The following is a 23,984-nucleotide window of genomic DNA, read 5'->3' on the forward strand; positions in this document are numbered from 1 at the left end:
AGATCCTAAACATGGAAACTGAGAAGTACCAATAAGTGATGATCTCGAAATGAGATTATAAAAACGGTGGAAGAGCAATGACAGAACTTACAATTGATCAAGCTCTACAGCAAGGTGTTGAGGCTCATAAGGCAGGACAGGTGCAAGAGGCTGATCGCCTTTATACCGCCATTTTAAAAGCCCAGCCCAAGCATCCTGATGCGAACCACAATATGGGTGTACTGGCTGTAGGCGTTGGCAAGGTTCAAGAAGCTCTGCCGTTCTTCAAGACGGCACTGGAGGCTAATCCTGCTACAGCGCAGTTCTGGCTTAGTTACATTGATGCTCTGATTAAGTTGGAGAAATTGGCTGATGCCAAGGCAGTGCTGGATCAAGCCAAGAGCAAGGGCGCTAAGGGTGATGGCTTTGATAAGCTGGAGCAACGGCTAAAGGATGCTGGACAAGAGCCTATAAAGGGGAAGCAGGTAGCTTCTGAACCACAGCTTAAGCAGCCAAATATCTTAGATACTCTCAAACTGGATCAAGCGATCAGTCTTGCAAAGAAGAAAGCAAAAGACGGCTCTCCTGAAGAAGCTAAGCGTATCTATCAGGATATTTTGACTAAGTTCCCTAAGAACAAAAGAGCCAGTGATGGGCTGAAGGGGTTAGTGGGAAGGCCTGTTGGGAAAGCCTCTAAAGTTCAGGAGCCACCACAAGCTCAGACACAAGCACTGATTAATCTCTACAGCCAAGGGCAGCTTCAGCAAGCGTTACAGGAGGCTGGGACCTTAGTTCAGCAATTCCCACAGTCAGCCATCTTGTTCAACATCCAAGGGGCTGTACTTAAAGGCCTGGGACAACTTGATGCCTCCGTTGAGGCTTATAACAAAGCTCTAGCTATCAAGCCTGATAATGCTGATGCCTACAACAACATGGGCGTCACTCTCCAAGAGCAAGGTAAGCTGGAGGAGGCTATAGAGGCTTACAACAAAGCTCTAGCTATCAAGCCTAATTATGCTGAAGCCTACTACAACATGGGCAATGCTCTCAAAGATCAAGGTAAGCTGGAAGAGGCGATAGAGGCTTACAACAAAGCTCTAGATATCAAACCTGACCACGCTGAAGCCTACAAAAACATGGGCGTTACTCTCCAAGACCAAGGTAAGCTGGAAGAGGCCATAGAGGCATACAACAAAGCTATAATCATAAAGCCTGATAACGCAGAAGCTTACTACAACATGGGCATTGTTCTCAAAGACCAAGGCAAGCTGGAAGAGGCGATAGAGGCTTACAACAAAGCTCTAGATATCAAGCCTGATTTTGCTGAAGCCTACGGCAACATGGGTACTGCCCTTGCAGACCAAGGTAAGCTGGAAGAGGCAATAGAGGCTTACAACAAAGCTTTAAACATCAAGCCTGATTTTGCTGAAGCCTACGGCAACATGGGCATTGTCCTCAAAGACCAAGGTAAGCCGGTAGAGGCTATAGAAGCTTACAACAAGTCCCTAGCCATCAAGCCTGATTACGCTGAAGCCTACAACAACATGGGCAATGCTCTCAAAGAACAAGGTAAGCTGGAAGAGGCTATAGAGGCTTACAACAAAGCTCTATCCATCAAGCCTGGTTATGCAGAAGCACACAGGAATTTGAGTCTTGTAACTAAGTATAACTCTGACACCGCTCAGATTAGTGAAGTTAAAGCGTTGTTGCAGCGGACTGGTTTAAACGACTCAGATCGATGCAAATTGCTCTACACACATGCTAAAATGCAGGAGGATCTGGGAGATTTGAGCGACGCATTTGATAGCTACGTGGCTGGGGGGGGTCTCAGGCAGACGTTACTAGGGTATGAGTTCACCCAAGATGAGCATTTGTTTGGTCGAATTAAACAAAAAGTACCACAGTTTAAAGATGTTGCCCTCAACGTAACTGGTAAACCAATCACGCATACCCCCATCTTTATTCTTGGGATGCCCAGATCTGGAACGACATTAGTTGAACAAATAGTTTCCTCGCACACCGAAGTCACTGGCGCAGGCGAACTGGCTTACGTATCACAGTTTGGAACAAAGTTAGTTGCAGGTGCAACAAGTCCCACTTTAAAGGCAGTGTCAGTATTCCGAGAGCGTTACCTCACAGAACTTGCTAAAAGGGCTGAGGGGCAAGCCTTTGTAACTGATAAGATGCCTCATAACTTCAGATACATCGCCTTGATTTGTGCAGCATTTCCTGAGGCAAAGATTGTTCATGTACAGAGAAACGCTGAGGCTACATGTTGGTCAAACTTCAAGCATTACTTCGTTTCAAAAGACCTTGGGTATTCATACGACCTTCGAGATACAGTCAAATACTACGGGCTATACAAAGATCTCATGCACTTCTGGTCTCAAAGCTACAGCGATCGCATTTACAATCTCGATTACGATAAACTGACAGAAGACCAAGAGTCAGAAACACGGGGTTTGATAGAATACTTGGAGCTTAACTGGGAAGATGCATGTCTAGCTCCACAGAACAACAAGAGGTCTGTAAAGACGGCTTCTCAGCAGCAAGTTCGGCAGAAGGTTTATAAGGGCAGTTCACAAGCGTGGAGAAAGTATGAGCCATTTTTGGGTGGTGTGTTCGATGGACTTGAAGCTTATTAGCTCGAATAGCCACCTTCAAAGCTGGTAATGAACGCAAGACCACCCACCATCACCTATTCCTCCCCAAGGATTACTCAGGCAGTCCCACTACCAGCCTCTACACCCCGTGGACTGAAGCAGAAGTACTGGCGCATCTAGCAACAGGCTGGGGTGAAGGTGCTATCAGTGAGTTAAAGCTGGAGTATCTCTACGGGCCAGAGCCTTAAGTTTCGAGTGAGTGATACCGTTAATGTGACAAAGTGCTATAGAGCTATATAGGAACCTGTCACAATAAGGATCACCTTAACGGTCATCTAACCCGAAACAGAACCAATAGTGGTTTACATCACCACAGCCCTTATCACTGGCAGAGGCCATATATACTTATCCCGCACACCCACTGTGGCCCATGCAGAGGCCCTCTGATGCTACTGTAACGATTTCCTAGGATACAGGGTAGCAACAGCAGGCATCATGCATAAGCACGCTACGAAGTAGCAGAGGCATACATACAGCCCGCACCCTGCCTCACAGATGAAACCGTCAAGTCTGACCTAAACAGGCTGATGCTGTTGGTTGACGACACTCAAACCCCAATCGCAGGTCAGGGCTATGTACGGTATCACCTAGGGGGCGGAGTGGCACATGCAGGGGGGGTCTGCATTACTGACCAGATTACTGACCAATATGCGCCTTATTGCAGTGAACTGAGGTATGCTGTATCCAGTGATTACATAGAGTTAGCTGATTACTGGTGGATGCTACAGGAGATGAACACCCTGTTCCTCCGCCACCACTGCCCTACTAGCAGTGGCATATCCCCGATAAGCATCAGTTATAACTCATATCTTCTGGCCCGGCGCTTGTAATGCCGCACGTGAGTACTGACCAAATTGCTATTTGGCCTTCTCTAACCATTCCCGAAGCACACTCAGTGGATAGCCTGAGCCATACCCCTGCCCAACACCATCAGTCATCCATCCACCTATTTGGTCTGTCATATCAGCAGGGCATTGAACCGCTCTCAACCTGTCTCGCATAGAGTGTCTAAAGCTGTGCATCGTGCATCCTGCTGGGACATACTGTTTAAGCCATTTGTTTAAAGCAGCACTGGCAGAGTTAGCTGCTGTGGGTGATGTCATATTGTACCTTGGGAAAGCAAAGTCTGATCCATTGTCTGCCTCTACGATGCGTTTGGCAGCCCAAAGTGCTTCACCAATAAGTGGAATGTGTCGTTCACTGCTTGATGTCTTCAGGTTACGCCAAGGATGTTTGGTTACACGGACACATGGCAGATCCGTATCAAGCCCTACCAAATCCTCCTTAAGCAGCCCTGCCCCTTCAGCCAAACGCATTCCCGTGTCAGAGATCAAAGCTATCAGCCATCTCATATCATCATCGATTGCATGACACTCAGATTGTACGTTTCTAATAGCCTCAATAGGTATTGGCTTACGAACTAAAACCCCAGCACTGCGATCGTGATAGACTCCAACAAAAGGATTACGAATATCCAAGGCATACTCAGACAGAGCAAAGTTTATGACAGCCTTCAGATACGAAAAATTGCGGGTGATGCTGGAGCCTGTAAGTCCACGAGCAACAAGCCAATCCCTAAACTGCAGAGCATCTTGGCGGGTATAATGCGACAATGGCTTATTCCCACTAAGACCAATCAAATAGTTACACGACCGCTCAGCAGCTACACGGAAGGTCTTAGGTCGACCTTTGCCCTTATGCAAAAGATATACTTCCAAGGCATCTAAGAGGGACGGACAGTTAGTTTGAGGCTGGTTCGAGGCTACTTCTTGGCCGCTGCTCGAAGAGTCCCTAACCAACGACAAACCAATCACATCAGACTTAGCCAATCGCATCTGGCTCCAGTACGCCTCTAGCTTGGCAGCCGTAATACTGGCTTGCACCTTAGCTTTCTGAGGGGATGTCGTACGAAGCCCTTGGACAATACGATGGTAAGAATAATGGCCTTGCAGGTCGACAGGAACACGCCTGGAGAAGTAATAATAGCCGTTACGGATGAAAGTATGGGGGATAGATTTGGTCAGCAATTTGGTCAGTACTCACGTGCGGCATTACAAGCGCCGGGCCAGAAGATATGAGTTATAACTGATGCTTATCGGGGATATGCCACTGCTAGTAGGGCAGTGGTGGCGGAGGAACAGGGATTCGAACCCTGGGAGGACTTTCACCCTCGTCGGTTTTCAAGACCGGTGCATTCGACCACTCTGCCACTCCTCCGACAAAAGCTTACATAATCGCGAGAAATTGATTCAGCAAGAGCAAGAATGCTCAAGAGACGCAAGAAATCGCCTTTGTGCGATGACCCGCAACACTGGGCTTTCCACTTGTGCCGCGATTGGGTTAGGTTGACCCGTGACATGGCAGGCCTTTCGATCAAACCGGGCGCGGGTTTTGGGCGACTGGTCTTGACGGTTCGGCCAAAGATTTTTCGGCAGCTTGGGCCCATCAGTGCCACGCGCGAACATAGCAAGGAGGGGATCATGCCCATACGTTCCGGACCAATCTTGATTTTGGCCTTTTTTTGCACCTGGATCAGTGGGGCGGCCTTGGCGTTTGAAACCAAAGCGCAAGCGGCCTATGTGCTGGATCATGAGAGCGGCACCGTACTGCTGGCCAAGCAGGCGGACGTGGCCCTTCCTCCCGCCTCAATGTCAAAATTGATGACTCTCTTTTTAGCCTTCGAAGCGCTCCGTGATGGACGCCTGCGTTGGGATGAGCGTTTGCCGGTCTCCACCCATGCCATGAGCTATGGCGGATCCACCATGTTTTTGGACACGACCGATCGGGTCACCGTCGAGGATCTCATTCGCGGCATTATCGTATTATCGGGCAATGATGCCTGCGTTGTCATTGCCGAAGCCCTGTCTTTGGATGGCACCGAAGCGGGCTTTGCCGCAATGATGACCGATCGCGCCAAGGATCTCGGAATGGAAAATTCAGTCTTTGACAATTCCAACGGCTGGCCCGACATCAACCACCGAATGTCGATGAAGGATCTGGCCATTCTGGCGCAGCATTTGATCACCGAATTTCCCGAGCAATATACGATGTTCTCAGAAACGGAATTTGGATTCGATGGCCGCGCGCCCAGCAACACGCGCAACCGCAATCCTTTGTTGACTCTGGGCATCGGCGCAGATGGGCTAAAGACCGGGCACACGGCGGAGGCCGGTTATGGTTTGGTTGGATCGGCGCAACAGGGCGAGCGGCGAGTCATTTTCGTTTTAACCGGTTTGCAAAGCCAGCAGGAGCGGGCCGAAGAGGCCGAGCGCATCGTCACCTGGGCCTTTCGGCAGTTCACCTCAAAAACCCTAAGCCAGCCGGGCGAGGCTTTGGCCCAAGCGGCAGTTTGGATGGGCAGCAGCCGGAACGTCGGCCTATCGCTTGATGGGGCACCGAAGATCCTGATCCCTGTCACGGGCGGGCAGGAAATCACCTCGAAAGTTGTTTATGACGGGCCGCTACAGGCCCCTATTGCCAAGGGGGATCAGGTCGCCGAACTTGTCATTTCTGTGCCAGGCCTGCCCGAGACCCGCCTGCCACTGGTCGCAGCACAGAGCGTCACGCGTGGCGGGTTTTTACCGCGCTTGCGCACAGCGGCACTCGTGCTATTGCGTAAAGTAAATGGGGGCCTGTCCGGCACATAGATGACTGACGCAAAATTTTTATCCTTTGAGGGCATAGACGGCTGTGGGAAATCCACCCAAGCCAAGCGTCTGGCTGCCCATCTCACCACTGCGGGCCAAGAGGTTGTGCTCACCCGTGAACCGGGGGGCAGCCCGGGGGCGGAAGCCATACGCCAGCTCTTGTTGACCGGTGCCACCGACAAATGGAGTGCTGAGACAGAGCTTCTATTGTTCACCGCTGCAAGGCGCGATCACCTTGAGCGCACCATCACCCCAGCCCTATCCGCGGGCAAGATGGTCATCTGTGATCGCTTTGCCGACAGCACCCGTGTCTATCAGGGCGCAACCCGCGGCGATCTGCGCGGCAAGGTCGATCAACTGCACAGCGCGATGATTGGCCGTGAGCCAGATCTGACACTCATCATTGATGTCGACCCTGAAATTGCCCTCACCCGCGGATTGGCGCGCAACTCAGGCGAGGATCGCTTTGAGGATTTCGGACTGCCGTTCCAACAACACCTGCGGGCGGGTTTTCTGGCACTTGCGGCGCAATATCCGCAACGGTGTCGCATTATAGATGGAAATCGCAGCCCGGAGGCGATTTTCACTGATGTATTGGCACTGGCGACGTCATGAGTGATCTGCCACAAGCCGATCGCATTGCCGGCCTGCCTCACCCCTGTGAAACCGAACTTTTATTCGGCCATGATGCCGCTTGCGCACAGGTCTTGGAGGCCTTCAACGGTGACCGGATGCATCATGCTTGGATGCTGACCGGCCCCAAAGGGATTGGCAAAGCCAGCTTTGCCTATCATATCGCACGTTTTTTGCTTACCGCCGAGCCCGCCGGAGACAGCCTCTTTGGCGCGTCGCCACCAGCGACAAGCCTATTCGTGCCCGCAGATCTTCCGGTGGCGCGCCGTATCCGGGCGGGATCGGAGCCAGGCCTATGTGTCTTGCGCCGGCCCGTGGATGAAAAAACCGGCAAGCTGAAGACCGTGATCCCCGTCGATACCGTGCGCGAATTGCGGCGGTTCTTCAGCCTCTCGGCCGGGGGCAATGGTCGGCGGGTTGTGATTGTCGACTGCATTGATGAGATGAATGCCAATGCGGCCAATGCGTTGCTCAAAGTTCTGGAAGAGCCGCCGCAAGATGCGGTTTTGTTGCTGGTGACACATCAACCAAGCCGGATTTTGCCCACCATTCGTTCGCGCTGCCGCACCCTGGCCTGCGCGCCTCTGTCGCCAGAGGATTTGCAGCGCGCCTTTGCGCAAGCCTTGCCAGAACAGGCGTTTGATCCGGGCCTAACTGCCCTGGCGGCAGGCTCTGTGGGACAGGCTGCAGAGCTGTCACTCACCCATGGCACTGACACCTATGGCGCGATTGTGAGCCTCTGCCACGGCTTGCCGCAGCTCGATCGCAACGCTCTGCTGAAATTAGCCAATTCTACAGGCCGCGCCACTGATGGAAAACTGGAACAACTTCTCGATCTGCTGGATCTATTCCTTGCCCGGCTGGCCCGCGCTGGGGTAAGCGCGCCCGGTCAAGAAGCGGCGCGCGGTGAGGCGGAGGTCTTCGCGCGTCTCTGCCCCGGACCCGCGGCCGCCCGAATTTGGGCAGATGCCCAGCTTGAGCTCGGCCAAAGAGCCAGGCAAGGCAAAACAGCGAACCTTGACCCCAGTTCGCTGATCTTAGATATGGGATTAAAGATAGAGGAAACCGCGTCTAAAATTTTGCGCGAGAAAGGTCTTTCGTGATCGAGGCGCCAAAACTGACCGACAGCCATTGCCATCTTGATTTTCCAGATTTTGAGGGCGAGCTGGACCAGATCATCGCACGGGCGGCCGAGGCCGGCGTGCACCGTATGGTAACCATTTGCACACGCCTGCGCCAAGAGCCCCAAGTGCGCGCCATTGCTGAAACTCATGCGCCGGTCTTCTATGCGGCCGGCACCCACCCGATGAATGCCGACAAAGAGCCATTGGCAAAGGTCGAAGAGTTGCTCGCTCTGGCGACGCATCCGAAGTTTATCGCCATCGGCGAAACCGGGTTGGATTACCACTACACCGCCGAGAGTGCCGAAATCCAAAAGCAATCCCTGCGCGTTCATATTGAGGCCGCTCAAAAAAGTAACCTGCCTCTGATTATCCATGCGCGCGCCGCTGATGAGGATATGGCTGAAATTTTGAGCTCCGAATATCGCAACGCACCCTTTAACTGCGTCATGCATTGTTTCAGCTCATCACCCGAGCTTGGGCGCGCGGCTTTGGATTTGGGGTTTTATCTGTCCATGTCCGGCATCGCCACATTCCCGAAATCACAAGAGGTGCGCGACATCTTCGCATCGGCGCCTTTGGACAGGATTTTGGTGGAAACCGACGCCCCCTATCTCGCCCCGCCGCCCTTTCGCGGCAAGCGCAATGAGCCGGCCTATACCGCCTTTACCGCGCAGGTTGGTGCGGATGTCTTTGGTCTCTCTTTGTCGGAATTTGCCGCCCAAACAGAGGCCAATTTCGAGCGCCTCTTTTGGAAAGCTGCATGACGCGCCGGGTCACTATATTGGGCTGCGGTTCCTCCGGCGGCGTGCCGCGTTTGGGGGGCAATTGGGGGGCTTGTGATCCAAACAATCCCAAAAATCGCCGGCAACGCTGCTCCATATTGGTTGAGCAATCCGGACCAGAAGGCACAACGCGCGTTCTGATCGACAGCTCGCCCGATTTGCGGACGCAATTGTTAACCGCGCAGGTGGGCACATTGGACGCCGTGGTTTACACCCATGCCCATGCAGATCACGTGCACGGGCTGGACGATCTGCGGATGATCGTCATCAACATGCGCCGCCGCCTGCCGGTTTGGGCGGATGGGCCGACCCGATCCGATCTCTTGTCGCGGTTCTCTTATGCCTTTGAAACGCCCGAAGGCTCAAGCTATCCGCCCATCTTGGAAATGAATAACATAAGCGGGCCCTTCACCATCACCGGTGCCGGTGGCGCGCTAGACTTCACCCCCTTTGAAGTGGCCCATGGCACGATCACAGCTTTGGGATTTCGCATCGGCGATATGGTGTATTTGCCCGATGTCTCCGACATCCCCGAAAATGCCTGGTCACATTTGCAAGGTCTCGACCTTTGGATTGTCGATGCGCTGCGCTATGATCCCCACCCCTCTCACACCCATTTGGAAAAAACCCTGCAGTGGATTGCGCATGCGCAGCCAAAACGCGCGATATTAACCAACATGCATGTGGATTTAGACTACGCGACATTGCAAACCGAATTGCCCGATGGCGTGGTGCCGGCCTTCGATATGATGACAGAAGTCCTCTGATATGAGCATCCTGCTCCAAGTGATCCTGCCGGTGTTTTTCGTTGTTGGCTTTGGATATCTGGCCGTCTGGCGCAAGTGGTTCTCCGACGAAGGGGTTGGGGCTCTGATGGCCTTTACCCAAAATTTTGCCATCCCTTGCCTGCTGTTTCGCGCCATTTCAACTTTGGACCTGGGGCAAACCTTCCAGCCGGGGCTTCTCGGCAGTTTTTACATTGGCGCGATAGCCGGATTTGGCTTGGGCCTGTTTGGCGCGCGCATCTTGTTTAAACGCAGTTGGGAAGACAGTGTCGCCATTGGCTTTTGCTGTCTGTTCTCAAACACAGTGCTCTTGGGTCTGCCCATCACAGAGCGTGCCTATGGGACGGACGCCCTGACGGCCAATTTTGCCATCATCGCGGTCCATGCACCGATCGGCTATGCGCTCGGCATAACAGTGATGGAGCTGGTGCGCGGACGCGGCCTGAGCGGCATGGCGCTTCTGCGTAAGATAATAAAATCAGTATTTAAAAATGCGTTGGTGATTGCCTTAAGCCTTGGGTTTGCGATCAACTTATCAGGCTTTACTTTACCAGAAATCGTCACCGATGGCGTTGATCTTTTGGCCCGAGGGGCTTTGCCGGCGGCCCTGTTTGGCTTGGGCGGTGTTTTGGTGCGCTACCGGCCAGAGGGCGATATCCGAGTGATCTTATATATCTGCGCGATTTCGCTTGTGGTTCATCCTGCCTTGGTTTGGATCACGGGAAGCTATGTCGATCTCTCCACCAGTGATTTTCGCAGTGCGGTGCTGACAGCGGCCATGGCGCCGGGGGTCAATGCCTATATTTTCGCGCAAATGTACGGGCGCGCGCAGCGGGTCGCAGCTTCCGCCGTCTTGATCAGCACCGGTCTCACAATTTTCACCGCAAGCCTCTGGCTCTACGCGCTGGGGTAGTGCTCAAGCTTGGGCAAATCTCGAGGCGCGAAAACTCGACAGCAAGGGGCTCGGGCTGCCTTGCAATATTTCCTGCGCCAGCAACTGACCTATCAAAGGACCAAGGGTCACGCCGCTGTGCATAACAGCCAGAAAAACCCCCGGGGCGCCGGGGACCGAGCCCACAACAGGCAGGCCATCCAAGGGCACGGGGCGCTCCCCCAGCTTCACTTCTGCCAGCTGCACATCCGGCTGCCCACGCAATTTTTGGCAAATTCGCGCGATCACAGTGTCCGCAAGTGCGGACGCATCCTCAGATGGATCCAAGTCACCGCTGAATATTTCTCCTGCCACAAGACTGCCATCGGGATTTTGTCTAAAATGCACATCAGGCGTCATAAGAATATGATGAATGCGCGTCTGCACCGGCCGGGTTTGCAAAATCATGCCGCGTTTATTGGCCATGGGCAAAGCCCATTCGACACCCGCCAGACCGCGGCAGGCCGCAGCGCCCGTGGCCAAAATCACAAAATCACAGGGCAAATCGCCGGCATTGGTTTGAACAATATGGCCGGCACCGGGACTGGATCGCACCGCCGTCACTTCCCGTTCGGGGCAAAGCTGCCCACCCCGCCGCGCCACATGCGCCAGAAGGGACTGCGCCACAGATTGAGCCTGTGCGGCCCCTTCCATGGGCGTGAACAGCGCATGGGCTGGACACGCGCGCAGATTGGGCTCAAGCGCCGCGATCTCATCGTGATCAAGTCGCCGGGCCCCATAGCCCCGCGCGGTCAGACTGGCAAATTGCGCCTCAAAATCTTGCCCCGCATCTTCCCACCACAGCGTGCCTGGCCAGCTGACATGGGCCTGTAATTCTAACCTCTGCCCCAGGGTTCGGAAGCTCTCTAAGGCCGCGTTGCGCAGATCGAAATAGGCTTGGGTTTCGGCAAAACTGGCATTGATCCAGCCAAAAGAATTGGCACTGGCCACGCCGCCCAAAGGCCCCTGGTCCACAACAATGACCTCAGCACCGAGATCTTGGCAGGCCAAAGCCGTGCTGGCGCCGATGATTCCAGATCCCACGATCACAACTTTTGCAGCTGCCGTCATATCCTGCCCTTCCCTGCGCTGGCGCCTTCTTGACCAGTCATGACACGTTCGCGGCGCGCGACGGAAGCAATTTTCATCCCCAGCGGGGAAAAATGATCACAGCGAGGGATTGAATCGGACTTTGCCGCCCCGCCCCCTTGTTTCTGCCCCCCAGAAGGCCAAATCTAGGAGGCACAAGGAATCAAATATGCACAATAATTCGCCCGAACAAATGCCCGTCTTGCAAAACCCCGCTCCGAATGTGCGCGACCGGGAAAAGATGGAAGGGGGCAAGGCCTTTCGACTTGAAACCGAGTTCACCGCCGCAGGCGACCAACCCACCGCCATCAAAGAGCTGGTGGAGGGGATCACCGCGGGAGAGGCCAATCAAGTTTTGCTCGGGGCCACGGGCACGGGCAAGACCTTCACCATGGCGCGGATCATACAAGACACCCAGAGCCCGGCGATTATTCTTGCGCCAAACAAAACCCTCGCGGCCCAGCTTTATGGCGAATTCAAAGGGTTTTTCCCCGATAATGCCGTGGAATATTTCGTCAGCTATTACGACTATTACCAACCAGAAGCCTATGTGGCCCGCTCGGACACCTATATTGAGAAGGAAAGCCAGATCAACGAGCAGATTGACCGGATGCGTCACTCGGCAACCCGCGCTTTGCTGGAGCGTGATGACGTCATTATCGTGGCGTCTGTCTCCTGCATCTATGGCATAGGATCAGTTGAAACCTATGGGGCGATGACTCAAGATTTGCACAGCGGCAATTGCTATGACCAGCGCCAAGTCATTGCCGATCTCATCGCCCAACAATATCGCCGCAACGACCAAGCCTTCCAACGCGGCACTTTTCGGGTGCGTGGAGACAGTTTGGAGGTTTGGCCGGCGCATTTGGACGACCGGGCTTGGCGTTTGAGCTTTTTTGGCGAAGAGCTGGAGACCATTGTTGAGTTTGACCCGCTGACAGGGGCGCGCACTGATACGTTTGAACGGGTGCGGATCTATGCCAACAGCCACTATGTGACCCCGCGCCCGACCATGCAGCAGGCTGTGATTGGGATCAAAAAAGAGCTGCGTATGCGGCTTGATCAATTGGTGAGTGAGGGCAAATTGCTCGAAGCGCAACGGCTGGAACAGCGCACAAATTTCGATTTGGAAATGCTTGAAGCGACGGGCGTGTGCAGCGGGATTGAAAATTATTCGCGCTATCTCACGGGCCGCGCGCCGGGTGAACCACCCCCCACACTGTTTGAATTCATACCAGACAATGCGATTGTCTTCGCCGATGAAAGCCATGTCAGCGTGCCGCAGATTGGCGCGATGTATAAGGGCGACTACCGCCGTAAATTCACCCTGGCCGAACACGGGTTCCGATTGCCGTCTTGTATGGACAACCGACCACTCAAATTCGAAGAATGGGATGCGATGCGGCCGCAGTCTGTTTTTGTCTCCGCCACCCCATCCAAATGGGAACTGGACCAAGCCGGCGGCGTGTTCACAGAGCAGGTGATCCGCCCCACGGGCCTGCTGGATCCGCCGGTGGAAATTCGCCCCGTGGAAACGCAGGTTGATGATCTTCTGGATGAAATTCGCAAAGTCACCGCCATGGGGCAAAGGGTTCTGGCCACAACATTGACCAAACGCATGGCCGAAGATCTCACGGAATATTTGCATGAGCAGGGCATTCGGGTGCGTTACATGCACAGCGATATCGATACGATTGAGCGTATTGAGATTCTGCGCGATTTGCGGTTGGGCGCCTTTGATGTGCTGCTGGGCATCAACCTTCTGCGCGAGGGGCTCGATATCCCTGAGTGCGGTTTGGTTGCGATCCTTGACGCAGATAAGGAGGGCTTTTTACGGTCCGAAACCTCTTTGGTGCAGACCATTGGCCGGGCCGCGCGCAACGCCGATGGGCGGGTCATCATGTATGCAGATCGCATGACCGGTTCAATGGAACGCGCGATTGGCGAAACCAACCGTCGGCGCGAAAAGCAACATGCCTATAATGTCGCCCATGGAATTACCCCTCTGACGGTTAAAAAGAATGTCGAGGATGTGCTGGCCGGTCTTTACAAAGGCGATACCGATATGGCGCGGGTCACCGCGAAGATTGATCCGACCTTGCAAGGCGGCAATATCCAAACCGTGCTCGAAGGTCTGCGGCTCGATATGCGCAAGGCGGCAGAAAATTTGGAGTTTGAAGAAGCCGCCCGGCTGCGCGACGAGGTCAAACGCCTCGAGACAGTTGAGCTGACGATCTCAGATGATCCCCTGGCCCGGCAATATGCGGTCGAAAAAGCAGTTGAAGACGCCCATAACGCCTCCGGCCGGTCAAAAGGTGGGCGCGCAGGTCAAAGGGGCGGCGCCCGGCGGCGCAAATAGACATGACCCCGCGCAAAAAAAGGGGCAATAGGGTCTGCGCCCTAATGCCCCCTGACTTGCGAAAAGCGTCGGATTTAAGTGGGGTTGTCCATGCGCGCGGTGAGGTTGACGCTCCCGCGACAGGGCCGCGACCAGTTCAATTTCACCTGGCTGCCGCTGCCCCCTTGCTCGGCCTGAGAATGCGGCAATTCATAGATATTCGCACTGCCTGATTGAATGGCTCCAACCGTAACCACCGCCTCAACTGTCCGCGCGCGGCCATTGAACGGTAGAGATGGCGCAAAATCAACCGTCCAGGTTTGAGTATCTGAGGCTTGGCTATGCTCCAAAATGCACGGATTGTAGATTGGCTCACTGATGGCATTGAACGTATTGCCTTGCACCACGACATTGCGCGCCTTGCTGTGGTTGAGCGTGGCGAAGGTGCTGTCCACGGACTCGACCCGGTCAATTGGCCCGTTGATTGAACGAAAGACATTGCCGGTCATCGTCAGCCCATGCACGAAATGGCCGGGTCCATAAGGTTTAATCACCAAAAAGCTAAACCAAGAGGCCACATCATTGGCAGTGAAAATATTGCCGGTGATGGTCAGTCCCCCGAATGAATATTGGTTGGCGAAGGATGGATCCGCCTCATATTCATTGGTCCATTCAATGAAGTTATTGTCGACATAGTTGCCCGTGATTAGAGTTTTGAGATTTGTTGTGGTAAAAACGATCCCACCCTTGCGCACCCCATTGGTTTCGTTGTCGCCATGAAACCAGTGATTGCCGGTAATCACTGACCCCGATCCGCCCATAATGCCGAAATGCTTGAAATGCATTGCCCGGCAATCGCGGATTTTAACGTCGTTTTTATTGGCGTTAAAGGCAATGGATACCCGGTCTTGCACCTTTAGCGGGCTTTCGTTTGAGATGAATTGACAGCGATCAAAAATCATCCCCTGGCAGGCCGTCCCCGGGGAGGTGATGCCGCGATCTTTGGGCTTCACGATCAAGCAATCCCGGAAGTGGAAGGTCTCGCCATCGGGCGGAAGCAACACCGCCGAGGCATTGCCGGTACATTGAAAATCAATCCCATCAAAATGAGCCCCGCTGACCTTTTGAAATCCAGAAAAATCGAGCAGATATTTAAAACGTGTGAAGGTAAATTGATGTGTGCCCGCGGCGCCATAAAGCGGTTGGGATAAGGTTAAGGACTGACTCCCGACATTGACCTCTTTGACATAGATTTCCCGTCCAACGCCTGTGCCTTCAACCAAAGATCCAACGGCAATATTGGCGATATTGGCCACAGAGGTCAGCGATTTCGGATCAGAGGTTGAATAGGTCGCCTGAGCCACCACTTGATCTGGGGTCCAAGCGGCATTGGCGTTGGCTTGGATCTGACCAGTTTGAACCACTCGACGGCTATTGAACACAGTTTTATTGTCGACCGCCGCTTGCATATCGAGAGGCCCATCCAACTCAATCCGGCGCCCGCCCATATCAAGGATGTAATGATCGTTGAAATTCAACAAGGATTGATAGGCTTTTTTGAACGCCACGACCTCATCGCCAAAAGCGTCAATATAGCTGGGCAGATTAAAGTCTTTGAGTAGGGTCAGACGGGCCGAGTCCGGCATGGTGATATTGCCCACAAAGCGCACGCGGTTTTGGAATGTGATAGACCCATTGATGCGGAAGTTCCCCCGTGGCACCAGAACTTCACGACCCGCGGCGGCCTTATCTGCCGCTTCAAACGCGTCATGATCATCTGCGAATCCATCGCCAATAGCCCCATAGTCGCGCACATCGACCGCGCCAATCAGCTGATCGACAAAAGCGCCGCTGATATCTTCGATAATAATATCCTCAATCCGCACAACACCGCCGCTTGGGCCGGTGAGGTCGAGGCCAAAATGCCCATAAATCGCATTTTCCCCCAATGCAGATCGACGCCCGTGCGATTGCCGGACCCAACAATGGCCGAGAGCTCGACCACCTCACCATAGGTGTTGAGGCTGGTGACCGGCCCCGCTTCATTGACCCCGGTCAAATGCACATTGCCCGCAGCCCCAGGCCAACCGGCGATGCTCACCGTGGGAAATGCGCCCGATACCAATTTCACACGCGTGCGAATGCGCAGATAGCAGCCCGGAGAGAGCGGTGTTTGATAGAAGGCGCGCAGCTTTTGCACGGCTTGCGTCTTGGTCAGCTCCAAGCAGCCGGAAAAATCTTGATCCGCCGGCACGAAGGCGGCGTTGGGCTCATTGTCATAGTCATCTTGCCCGGGCGTGCCGTCCTGGCTCGACCAATGATGCAATCCAAAAGCAAATTTGGGTGGTGTAAAGACGATCCCATCGGTGATTGTTTTGTTCATAAAAGCCCCTTTCCAAACGCCGCTCCATGCGTTTGTGTGATTGATCCGCAACCGCAGCCCCTGAGGTAGGTGCTGCTCTGCGAAACAGGGGTAAAAGCTCGATGTTAAGAAGGCCTAGCTGTAGCGTACGGTGCTCACACGCCGGTCTCTTGCGATGGCAAAAGCTGGACACCATTAATGCGCCATACCCCGTCCAATTGGATCATCTGATAGGCCATGATGTGATATCGACCCTGGCCGTCGCGAATTTGCACTTTCTGCCAGTAATATCCCTCAACCGTGGCGAGTTCCAAAAATGCAATCTCAGACGGGCGGTACACCATAGGATAGCCTTGCCTGACCATGCGCCCAAACACCTCTGGCGCGCGAAATATCTGCTGAATCGTCGGGCTGGCGTAGGTAAAGGCACGTTCGAAATCATCCGCCTGAAAAGCGGTAATTTGCGCACGAATTGTTGTTTCAATCTCTTGGCTCTCGGCCCAGGCCGGCAGTGCCGTCGCAACCCAAAAAGCAATCGCTAGAATGAACTTTCTCATAACACCCTCCTGTTGACTGCCATAAAATAGGACGCAACAGGAGGGAGTCAAATTCGTCGGGGCTTAGGTAAACTCGCCGGCAAGGCCTTTGTCGATCAGGGCTATGCTCTCTTCGATGCCCAAAAGCGCAATAAATCCGCCAAACCGCGGCCCCTGTGATGCGCCCAAAAGCACCTCATAGAGTGCTTTGAACCAATCGCGCATCGGGTCAAACCGCTCGCGGCCACAGGCGAAAACCAAAGATTGCAGCGCATCCCCATCCAAACCTTGATCCCAAGCCTTCAGCCCGTCGCGCAGCGCAATCAAAGCCTCGCGTTCGAGATCCGTGGGCGCGCGGTAGACTTTGGCAGGTTTGACAAAATCATTGTAATACCGGACCGCAAACCCCGCCGCCGCGTCTAAGTCCGCATGGGTTTCGGCGGAAGCCTCGGGGGCATAACGTTTGATGAATCCCCAAAGTTGATCTTTATCCTCCGCCCCAGACACAGACGCCAGATTGAGCAGCATTGAGAAAGGCACGACCATTTTGCTGACCGGTACATCGCCGCCATGAATATGCCACACCGGATTGTTCAGACGTGCTTTGTCGTCTTGCCCCTCATAGGCGCGCAATTGCTGGTGATACTCATCTACCGCCTTGGGGATGACATCAAAATGCATCCGCTTGGCAGTTTTGGGTTTTAGATACATGAAGTAAGACAGGCTTTCCGTGCTGGCATAGGTCAACCACTCATCAATCGACACGCCATTGCCGGAGGTCTTGGAAATTTTTTGCCCATTCTCGTCGAGGAACAATTCATAGCTGAAATGTTCCGGTGCCGGTTGCCCCAGAATACGGCAAATTTTGTCATAAATCGGGGTATTGGTGGAGTGATCCTTGCCATACATCTCAAAATCTACCCCAAGGGCCGCCCAGCGGGCACCAAAATCGGGTTTCCACTGCAGCTTCACATTACCGCCGGTCACCGGAAGGGTCATCTCTTCACCCTCTTCTGTGTCAAAGGTGATGGTGCCATTTTTCGCATCCACAGATTTCATCGGCACATAAAGCACCCGACCGGTCTCAGGGTGAATGGGCAGGAAGATCGAGTAGGTCTTCTGCCGCTCCTCACGAAGCGAGGCCAGCATCACCTTCATGATGTCATCATATTTTTCCACAGCGCGCAGCAAAATCTGATCAAATTGACCAGATTGATAAAACTCTGTGGCGCTGATGAAGTCATATTCAAAGCCAAATGTGTCCAAAAACCGGCGCAACATGGCGTTGTTGTGATGACCGAAGCTCTCATAGTCCTCAAACGGATCTGGAACAGAGGTCAAGGGCCGCTGCAAATGCGCGGTCAGCCTCTCCGGATTTGGCACATTGCCCGGCACTTTGCGCATGCCGTCGAGATCATCAGAAAAACAAACAAGCCGGGTTGGGATGTCGCTCAATTCTTGAAAGGCGCGCATGATCATTGTGGTGCGCGCCACTTCGCCAAAGGTGCCAATATGCGGCAGCCCGCTGGGACCATAGCCGGTCTCAAACAAGACATAGCCTTTTTCCGGCAGCTTCTTTTCAAAGCGTTTCAAAATCCGCCGCGCCTCTTCAAAGGGCCAGGCTTTCGATTGAGTAGCAGCGTCACGCATTTTGGACATGTTTAACTCCAGTTTCCTGACGCTTCCCTATTGCCGCACGCGCCTCGGGTCAATAAGTTGTCATCACAGCTGTAAAGGACGTCTCTTCGTGAATACCCATCCCCCTTCCCTCTCATCTCAAGATTGTCTGGTTGCGGTCATGATTGCCGTGTCTGCAAGTGACGAAAACATTCGCACAGCAGAGCTGATGAGCATTCAAGCGATCGTAAACCACCTGCCGATCTTTGGAGAGTATGATGTGGACCGCATCAAATCTGTGGCCGCCATGGTCTTGGATCTTTTGTCCGAAGAAGACGGGCTTGATGCACTGTTTGGCTTGATCCGGGACGGTCTGCCCGATGGTTTGAACGAAACCGCCTATGCTATGGCCTGCGATGTGGCCGCGGCGGATGGAAAACTCGGGCAAATCGAGCTGCGCATGCTGCAGGAGATACGCCATGAGCTAGAGGTTGACCGCCTGCATGGCGCGGCCATTGAAGCGGGTGCACGCGCGAGGTTTCGCACCCTAACGTAAATGCCCCGGCCAATCGCGCAAAAGCGCATATTGCAAGCTACGCGATCGCGCCTCCCATCCCTTGGCCCCGCGTGGATTTTCAGTGCCTTTCACTTTTTCACGCCGCGCCATATCAGCGGTCAAAATAGCAAATCCAAGGCTTTTGCCTTCATATGTGAGATATCCCGACAGCGTGCTTACAAAATTCAACGTGCCTGTTTTAACCCGCAGATCCACACCCGCCATAGGCTTTCCTTTGTGGCGCAAGATCTTGGGCTTGAGCAAATCGGCTAGCCCGTTGCGATGGTGCCAGGCCATGAACATGGCCAGCCCACCGGCGGTGAGCCGCGATTGATCCGACAGACCCGAGTGGTCGACAACCGCACCACGCATCCCATGGGCCTGCGCAAATTGGCTCAGAGCCGCTGCCGATTGGCGCAGGTTTGGCGCGCCTGAGGCTGTGAGGCCGATCACCTCAGCCGTCAAATTCGTCGACAATTTCAACATCGATTTGGCGATTTCATGATAGGGGCGCGAGTTCTTTTGCGCGATATCCACCGCCATCACCGCATCCGGGTGCTGCCCCTCGACGATAGTGGGAGGTGGCAGTTCAATGCCCATCTCTGCGCATATCACCCGAAAAGCCTCCCCGGCATAGCGTCTTGGATTGCGCGCGGGCAACCACCGCCCCCCATCCTTGCCCAAGGCAGAGCGCTGCACGGACCATTCCTCGCGTTCGGTTGCGTATTGATAGGCATAGCTCGGCGCGTCCCGCTCCTCAACACGCATCCCAATCGAGGGGATCTGCGGCCGATAAATTCGCCCCGGCGCGCTCATGGACAGATCATAGCCGCCGCTGGCCTGGCGGGCCCATTCAAATTGCACCCGGTTGAGGTTGAGATTCACCCCGGCAATCGCCGGGTTGTAATTGGCTTGCGGCAATTGGCTGCTGTCGATTTCACGCAGGTAGGGAAAACCATTGTCCACAATCAAAAGCCGGCCTTTAACCCGCTGAATTCCTGTTTTCTGCAGGGCCTTGGCAAACTTGACCAAATCATCTGTGTGTAAAGTTGGATCCGCAGATCCAGTCAAAATGACATCCCCGACAAACGCCCCATGTCTCACCCGTCCTTGCAGACTTAAACGCGTGACGAATTGAAAATCACGCCCAAGTTTTTGCAAACCATAGGCGGCGGTCAGTGCTTTGGTCACACTGGCCGGAGGCAATTCAGCCTCCGGTGAATAGGCGTCGAGAAGCACCCCCGTTTCCGGATCCATAAGCGCGCAGCTGACCTGACCTGTGAGCGAAAACGAGCGAATAACGGCCGCCGCGCCACCCAAGAGCATGGGCGATGCATCCGGCCTTGCGATGGGCCGCAAAGACTTCAAGGGCGCCCCAGCAAAGGCTGAAGTGCCAAGCGCCGCAAGGGCCGTGCTAAGCGCTGCTCTGCGTGTGAGAGTTTTTTTCATCCCCAATGGCTAGCGGGGCACATGGGTCTTTGGCAAGACCATTTTCAAAAGACCTCTGCATAGCCCAACCGCCAAGCCAAAACACTGTGCCCGGTGGCAACACCGGGCTGCGCCTGCCTGCCTCCCTTTCGTGTTGAAATGGCGTTATGCAGAGGTCTTGCTTCAATGGGGCTGGTGCCTAAAACCGGTGGCTGCTAACCCGGCAGAATGTGGCGCGCGATACTCTTTATGTTGATCGGGATGATGCTCATCCCAACCGGCGATGCCGCCAGCAAACTGCTGTCAAATACCCATGGGTATCATCCTTTTTTCATCACTTGGGCCCGGTTCACGGTCGGATCACTTTTGGTCCTGCCTTTCATGCCGCGCCGCTGCTTCACAGTTTTTCGCAACCCAGTGGCCTGGGGCCGAGGGCTGCTGCTGGCGATGGGCATCAGCGTCATCACCTTTGCAGTCGCATTGGAAGACTTGGCCGATGTTTTTGCGGTCTTTTTCATTGGGCCGATTATCAGCTATATTCTGGCGGCAATCTTCCTGAAAGAAGCCGTGACCCTCCCCCGCAGCGCCTTGCTTTTCCTCGGCTTCACCGGAATTTTGCTCATTGCCAGACCCGGCTTTGGCTTTTCCATTGGACTGGCCTGTGCCCTTTTCGCCGGCTGCAGCTATGGCGTATTTCTGACCCTGTCGCGTCTGGCCGCGGGCCAAGAAGAGCCCAAAGCTCTTTTGTTCTCGCAATTGCTCATCGCCGCCGTCCTCTGCACGCCTATGGCGCTGATATATTGGCCGGAGCAGCTCTTCGCCAGCCCATCCATGCTCGCCGTCTCTGGCGGTGCCTCCATGCTCGGCAATATGTTTTTGATCCTCGCCTATGGGCGCGCACCTGCCACCCGCATGGCACCCTTTGTCTATTTTCAACTGGTGGGCGCATTATTATTGGGATGGGGTGTTTTTGGTACGCTGCCCGACATCTGGGGGCTTGCCGGTTTGGCCTTGCTGATGATCTCAGGCTTTGGCTCCGCTTTCTTGCGCCGCTAACCCCAGCCCCCACGGTTGCGAATAGCCGAAGAGCTCGCCGGATTCTGCGGCATATCCACGAAACACCAGGCGGGCGCCGTGCAATGGCTCAAAAGCCTTGAATCGCGCGCGGCAAGCCTGGCAGAGGCAAAGCGCCGCGCCGCAGGTGCGCATTGCGCCGCCAGCCCCTGCCCCGGTCGAGCCAAAACGCCAACGGGCATAAGCTGGAATATATCCTGCCAATCTCGCCACTGATGGATCTGCGCCAGATTATCTGCCCCCATAAGCCAGGTGAACCGCGTGGTGGAATAGATATCCCGCAGCGCGCGCAAGCTGTCGAAGGTGAACCTTGTGTCCAGCTGGGTTTCCACATCGGTGATGACAATACGCGGATGGTCAATAAGGCGTTTCGCATGGGCCACCCGCTTATCAAGCGGCGCAGGTCCCTGCGGTTTCAATGGATTGGCCGGGCTGACCAGCCACCAAACTTGATCAAGGTCAAAGCGCTTCAGCGCCTGCTCAGAAATCCGCACATGCCCTTCATGGGCCGGATCAAACGACCCGCCCAAAAGGCCGACACGCCGCCCGGCGTTAGATTTTGGCAAGTTAAACCGCAGCATTCCTCACCTTTAGCGCAGATAGCCCCCTGCGCAAGCCATGGCCGTGCCAGTTTTCGCAATTTCACATTTGCGCCCGCCCGCGCGCCACTGTAACAGAGGTTTGAATTTTTCAGTCTAACACCCGGGGGCACTCATGGCCGCATATCAATACGTATACCACATGGATGGCGTTTCAAAAACTTATCCCGGTGGCAAAAAATGTTTCGAAAACATCCGCCTGTCGTTCCTTCCTGGCGTGAAAATCGGTGTGGTTGGGGTGAATGGCGCCGGGAAATCAACCCTGCTCAAGATTATGGCCGGCTTGGATACAGATTTTTCCGGCGAAGCCTGGGCGGCAGAGGGCGCGAAAGTTGGCTACCTGCCTCAGGAGCCGAAACTGGAAGAAGGCCTGACCGTCCGCGAGAATGTTATGCTGGGTGTGAAGGCCAAAAAAGACATCCTGGATCGTTACAATGATCTGGCGATGAATTACTCCGATGAAACCGCCGATGAAATGGCGCAGCTGCAAGATGAAATTGACGCCAATAACCTTTGGGATTTGGATGCTCAAATTGATGTGAGCATGGAGGCTCTGCGCTGCCCACCCGACGATGCGATGCCTGAAAATCTTTCAGGCGGTGAAGCGCGCCGCGTGGCCCTGTGCCGGCTTTTGCTCGAGCAACCGGATATGTTGCTGCTTGATGAGCCGACCAACCACTTGGACGCTGAAACCATTGCTTGGCTGCAAAAACACTTGATTGACTATACCGGGACAATCCTCGTTGTGACTCACGACCGCTATTTTCTCGATGATATTACCGGCTGGATCCTCGAAATTGATCGGGGGCAAGGCGTGCCCTATGAAGGCAATTATTCCGCTTGGCTTGAGCAAAAGGCAAAGCGTTTGGCGCAAGAATCCCGTGAGGATAAATCCAAACAAAAAACGCTGGAGCGCGAATTGGAATGGATGCGGCAGGGCCAAAAGGCCCGGCAGGCCAAATCCAAAGCCCGGATTGCCGCCTATAATGATATGGCCAATCAATCCGAGCGTGAAAAACTGGGACATGCGCAAATCATCATCCCAAATGGGCCAAGATTGGGGTCCAAGGTCATTGAAGTCTCTGGGCTCAAAAAAGCCATGGGCGACAAGTTGTTGGTCGAAGATCTCTCCTTCTCACTGCCCCCCGGCGGCATTGTCGGGGTGATCGGACCCAATGGGGCGGGCAAGACCACCCTGTTCAAAATGCTCACCGGGCAAGAACAGCCCGATGAAGGCACCGTTGACTATGGCGATACGGTGCAATTGTCCTATGTCGATCAATCTCGCGATGATTTGGATCCCAATGCCAATGTTTGGGAGGCGATTGCGGATGGTCTAGACGTGGTGCAACTGGGGGATGTGGAAGTCAACGGGCGGGCCTATTGCTCAGCTTTTAACTTCAAAGGCGCGACCCAGCAGAAAAAAGTCAGCCTGCTCTCGGGCGGGGAACGCAACCGGGTGCATATGGCGCGATTGCTGCGCGCGGGGGGCAATGTCTTGCTGCTCGATGAGCCGACCAACGATTTGGACGTGGAGACCCTACGGGCCCTCGAAGATGCTTTGGTTGATTTTGCCGGCTGCGCTGTGGTCATCTCCCACGACCGCTTTTTCCTTGACCGGATCTGCACCCATATCCTGGCATTTGAGGGCGATGCGCATGTGGAATGGTTTGAGGGCAATTTCGAAGACTATGAGGAGGACAAGAAACGCCGCCTCGGTGCCGATGCCCTGCAACCCACGCGGATCAAGCATAAGAAATTCGCACGGTAAGCCCGCAGATTTTGCCAGCGCCCCCATGCTCCGTTGAGGCCTTCCCACGGACTTAATGGAGTTTTTACCG

20 protein-coding genes and 1 tRNA gene are annotated in these 23,984 nt (G+C 54.4%); 11 read left to right on the forward strand and 10 right to left on the reverse strand.

Going from position 1 to position 23,984, the window contains the following annotated elements; all coding sequences use genetic code 11:
- The first annotated feature begins 77 nt into the window (after positions 1-77).
- Complete coding sequence (locus tag RCA23_RS16070; protein ID WP_052377180.1) at positions 78-2,624, forward strand: tetratricopeptide repeat protein; 2,547 nt, start codon at positions 78-80, stop codon at positions 2,622-2,624.
- Positions 2,625-3,499: 875 nt separating this feature from the next.
- On the opposite strand, the gene RCA23_RS12705 is transcribed toward RCA23_RS16070, so the two are convergent.
- The 3 genes from RCA23_RS12705 to RCA23_RS16590 form a co-directional block, all read right to left on the reverse strand.
- Entirely contained in the window at positions 3,500-4,669 is a 1,170-nt protein-coding gene (locus tag RCA23_RS12705) for a DUF6538 domain-containing protein (protein ID WP_044050624.1), read from the reverse strand.
- A gap of 100 nt (positions 4,670-4,769) precedes the next feature.
- Positions 4,770-4,859: transfer RNA gene (locus tag RCA23_RS12710), tRNA-Ser, on the reverse strand.
- A gap of 32 nt (positions 4,860-4,891) precedes the next feature.
- Positions 4,892-5,107 carry a hypothetical protein gene (locus tag RCA23_RS16590; RefSeq protein ID WP_169701416.1) on the reverse strand — a complete coding sequence of 72 codons (216 nt, stop codon included), beginning with the start codon at positions 5,105-5,107 and terminating at the stop codon, positions 4,892-4,894.
- A 15-nt stretch (positions 5,108-5,122) separates the two neighbouring features.
- Between RCA23_RS16590 and RCA23_RS12715 the strand changes: the two genes are divergently transcribed.
- Genes RCA23_RS12715 through RCA23_RS12740 form a run of 6 tightly spaced genes read left to right on the forward strand, consistent with a single transcriptional unit; the run spans position 5,123 to position 10,526 of the window.
- Entirely contained in the window at positions 5,123-6,289 is a 1,167-nt protein-coding gene (locus RCA23_RS12715) for a serine hydrolase (protein ID WP_052377286.1), read from the forward strand.
- Complete coding sequence (gene tmk / locus RCA23_RS12720; RefSeq protein WP_044050625.1) at positions 6,290-6,904, forward strand: dTMP kinase; 615 nt, start codon at positions 6,290-6,292, stop codon at positions 6,902-6,904.
- Positions 6,901-8,025, forward strand: coding sequence for a DNA polymerase III subunit delta' (locus RCA23_RS12725; RefSeq protein ID WP_044050626.1), 1,125 nt, complete (start codon positions 6,901-6,903; stop codon positions 8,023-8,025). The genes tmk and RCA23_RS12725 overlap by 4 nt, the downstream gene beginning before the upstream one ends.
- The gene (locus tag RCA23_RS12730) at positions 8,022-8,810 is read left to right on the forward strand and encodes a TatD family hydrolase (protein ID WP_044050627.1); all 789 of its coding nucleotides are present in this window, start codon (positions 8,022-8,024) and stop codon (positions 8,808-8,810) included. The genes RCA23_RS12725 and RCA23_RS12730 overlap by 4 nt, the downstream gene beginning before the upstream one ends.
- The gene (locus RCA23_RS12735; protein WP_044050628.1) at positions 8,807-9,595 is read left to right on the forward strand and encodes an MBL fold metallo-hydrolase; all 789 of its coding nucleotides are present in this window, start codon (positions 8,807-8,809) and stop codon (positions 9,593-9,595) included. The genes RCA23_RS12730 and RCA23_RS12735 overlap by 4 nt, the downstream gene beginning before the upstream one ends.
- A gap of 1 nt (position 9,596) precedes the next feature.
- Positions 9,597-10,526 carry an AEC family transporter gene (locus tag RCA23_RS12740; protein ID WP_044050629.1) on the forward strand — a complete coding sequence of 310 codons (930 nt, stop codon included), beginning with the start codon at positions 9,597-9,599 and terminating at the stop codon, positions 10,524-10,526.
- Positions 10,527-10,529: 3 nt separating this feature from the next.
- On the opposite strand, the gene RCA23_RS12745 is transcribed toward RCA23_RS12740, so the two are convergent.
- Positions 10,530-11,615 (reverse strand): NAD(P)/FAD-dependent oxidoreductase, encoded by a 1,086-nt coding sequence (locus RCA23_RS12745; protein ID WP_044050630.1) that lies wholly within the window; start codon positions 11,613-11,615, stop codon positions 10,530-10,532.
- Between the two features lie 187 nt (positions 11,616-11,802).
- Between RCA23_RS12745 and uvrB the strand changes: the two genes are divergently transcribed.
- Positions 11,803-13,992, forward strand: coding sequence for an excinuclease ABC subunit UvrB (uvrB, locus tag RCA23_RS12750; protein WP_044050631.1), 2,190 nt, complete (start codon positions 11,803-11,805; stop codon positions 13,990-13,992).
- Positions 13,993-14,066: 74 nt separating this feature from the next.
- Here the strand turns inward: uvrB and RCA23_RS12755 are convergent, their stop codons facing one another.
- The 4 genes from RCA23_RS12755 to RCA23_RS12765 form a co-directional block, all read right to left on the reverse strand.
- Positions 14,067-15,857: a glycosyl hydrolase family 28-related protein gene (locus tag RCA23_RS12755; protein WP_347721360.1), complete on the reverse strand. Its 1,791-nt coding sequence runs from the start codon at positions 15,855-15,857 to the stop codon at positions 14,067-14,069.
- Complete coding sequence (locus tag RCA23_RS16925) at positions 15,800-16,354, reverse strand: hypothetical protein (RefSeq protein WP_347721361.1); 555 nt, start codon at positions 16,352-16,354, stop codon at positions 15,800-15,802. The genes RCA23_RS12755 and RCA23_RS16925 overlap by 58 nt, the downstream gene beginning before the upstream one ends.
- Positions 16,355-16,488: 134 nt before the next feature.
- A complete protein-coding gene (locus RCA23_RS12760) occupies positions 16,489-16,890 on the reverse strand; it encodes a DUF4864 domain-containing protein (protein WP_044050632.1) in 402 nt (133 codons plus the stop codon).
- 63 nt (positions 16,891-16,953) lie between these two features.
- Positions 16,954-18,528 (reverse strand): lysine--tRNA ligase, encoded by a 1,575-nt coding sequence (locus tag RCA23_RS12765; RefSeq protein WP_044050633.1) that lies wholly within the window; start codon positions 18,526-18,528, stop codon positions 16,954-16,956.
- Positions 18,529-18,667: 139 nt separating this feature from the next.
- On the opposite strand from RCA23_RS12765, the gene RCA23_RS12770 reads away from it, so the two are divergent.
- Positions 18,668-19,042 carry a tellurite resistance TerB family protein gene (locus tag RCA23_RS12770; RefSeq protein ID WP_052377181.1) on the forward strand — a complete coding sequence of 125 codons (375 nt, stop codon included), beginning with the start codon at positions 18,668-18,670 and terminating at the stop codon, positions 19,040-19,042.
- On the opposite strand, the gene dacB is transcribed toward RCA23_RS12770, so the two are convergent.
- On the reverse strand, positions 19,034-20,491 hold the full coding sequence (gene dacB, locus RCA23_RS12775; protein ID WP_044050635.1) for a D-alanyl-D-alanine carboxypeptidase/D-alanyl-D-alanine endopeptidase: 1,458 nt from the start codon (positions 20,489-20,491) through the stop codon (positions 19,034-19,036). The genes RCA23_RS12770 and dacB overlap by 9 nt on opposite strands.
- Positions 20,492-20,698: 207 nt before the next feature.
- Between dacB and RCA23_RS12780 the strand changes: the two genes are divergently transcribed.
- Positions 20,699-21,526, forward strand: coding sequence for a DMT family transporter (locus tag RCA23_RS12780; protein WP_044050636.1), 828 nt, complete (start codon positions 20,699-20,701; stop codon positions 21,524-21,526).
- Here RCA23_RS12780 and RCA23_RS12785 read toward each other — a convergent pair.
- The gene (locus tag RCA23_RS12785) at positions 21,523-22,122 is read right to left on the reverse strand and encodes a nicotinate-nucleotide adenylyltransferase (protein WP_044051569.1); all 600 of its coding nucleotides are present in this window, start codon (positions 22,120-22,122) and stop codon (positions 21,523-21,525) included. The genes RCA23_RS12780 and RCA23_RS12785 overlap by 4 nt on opposite strands.
- A gap of 136 nt (positions 22,123-22,258) precedes the next feature.
- On the opposite strand from RCA23_RS12785, the gene ettA reads away from it, so the two are divergent.
- Positions 22,259-23,914, forward strand: a complete 1,656-nt coding sequence (gene ettA / locus RCA23_RS12790) for an energy-dependent translational throttle protein EttA (protein ID WP_044050637.1) — start codon at positions 22,259-22,261, stop codon at positions 23,912-23,914.
- The last annotated feature ends 70 nt before the right edge of the window (positions 23,915-23,984 follow it).

This window comes from Planktomarina temperata RCA23 (genome assembly GCF_000738435.1).
GTDB lineage: Bacteria > Pseudomonadota > Alphaproteobacteria > Rhodobacterales > Rhodobacteraceae > Planktomarina > Planktomarina temperata.

Coding starts and splice junctions, on each gene's coding strand:
- RCA23_RS16070 (WP_052377180.1), top strand. CDS start 78: ATGACAGAACTTACAATTGATCAAGCTCTACAGCAAGGTGTTGAGGCT.
- RCA23_RS16590 (WP_169701416.1), bottom strand. CDS start 5,107: ATGTTCGCGCGTGGCACTGATGGGCCCAAGCTGCCGAAAAATCTTTGG.
- RCA23_RS12715 (WP_052377286.1), top strand. CDS start 5,123: ATGCCCATACGTTCCGGACCAATCTTGATTTTGGCCTTTTTTTGCACC.
- tmk (WP_044050625.1), top strand. CDS start 6,290: ATGACTGACGCAAAATTTTTATCCTTTGAGGGCATAGACGGCTGTGGG.
- RCA23_RS12725 (WP_044050626.1), top strand. CDS start 6,901: ATGAGTGATCTGCCACAAGCCGATCGCATTGCCGGCCTGCCTCACCCC.
- RCA23_RS12735 (WP_044050628.1), top strand. CDS start 8,807: ATGACGCGCCGGGTCACTATATTGGGCTGCGGTTCCTCCGGCGGCGTG.
- RCA23_RS12740 (WP_044050629.1), top strand. CDS start 9,597: ATGAGCATCCTGCTCCAAGTGATCCTGCCGGTGTTTTTCGTTGTTGGC.
- RCA23_RS12745 (WP_044050630.1), bottom strand. CDS start 11,615: ATGACGGCAGCTGCAAAAGTTGTGATCGTGGGATCTGGAATCATCGGC.
- uvrB (WP_044050631.1), top strand. CDS start 11,803: ATGCACAATAATTCGCCCGAACAAATGCCCGTCTTGCAAAACCCCGCT.
- RCA23_RS16925 (WP_347721361.1), bottom strand. CDS start 16,354: ATGAACAAAACAATCACCGATGGGATCGTCTTTACACCACCCAAATTT.
- RCA23_RS12760 (WP_044050632.1), bottom strand. CDS start 16,890: ATGAGAAAGTTCATTCTAGCGATTGCTTTTTGGGTTGCGACGGCACTG.
- RCA23_RS12765 (WP_044050633.1), bottom strand. CDS start 18,528: ATGTCCAAAATGCGTGACGCTGCTACTCAATCGAAAGCCTGGCCCTTT.
- RCA23_RS12770 (WP_052377181.1), top strand. CDS start 18,668: ATGATTGCCGTGTCTGCAAGTGACGAAAACATTCGCACAGCAGAGCTG.
- dacB (WP_044050635.1), bottom strand. CDS start 20,491: ATGAAAAAAACTCTCACACGCAGAGCAGCGCTTAGCACGGCCCTTGCG.
- RCA23_RS12780 (WP_044050636.1), top strand. CDS start 20,699: ATGTGGCGCGCGATACTCTTTATGTTGATCGGGATGATGCTCATCCCA.
- ettA (WP_044050637.1), top strand. CDS start 22,259: ATGGCCGCATATCAATACGTATACCACATGGATGGCGTTTCAAAAACT.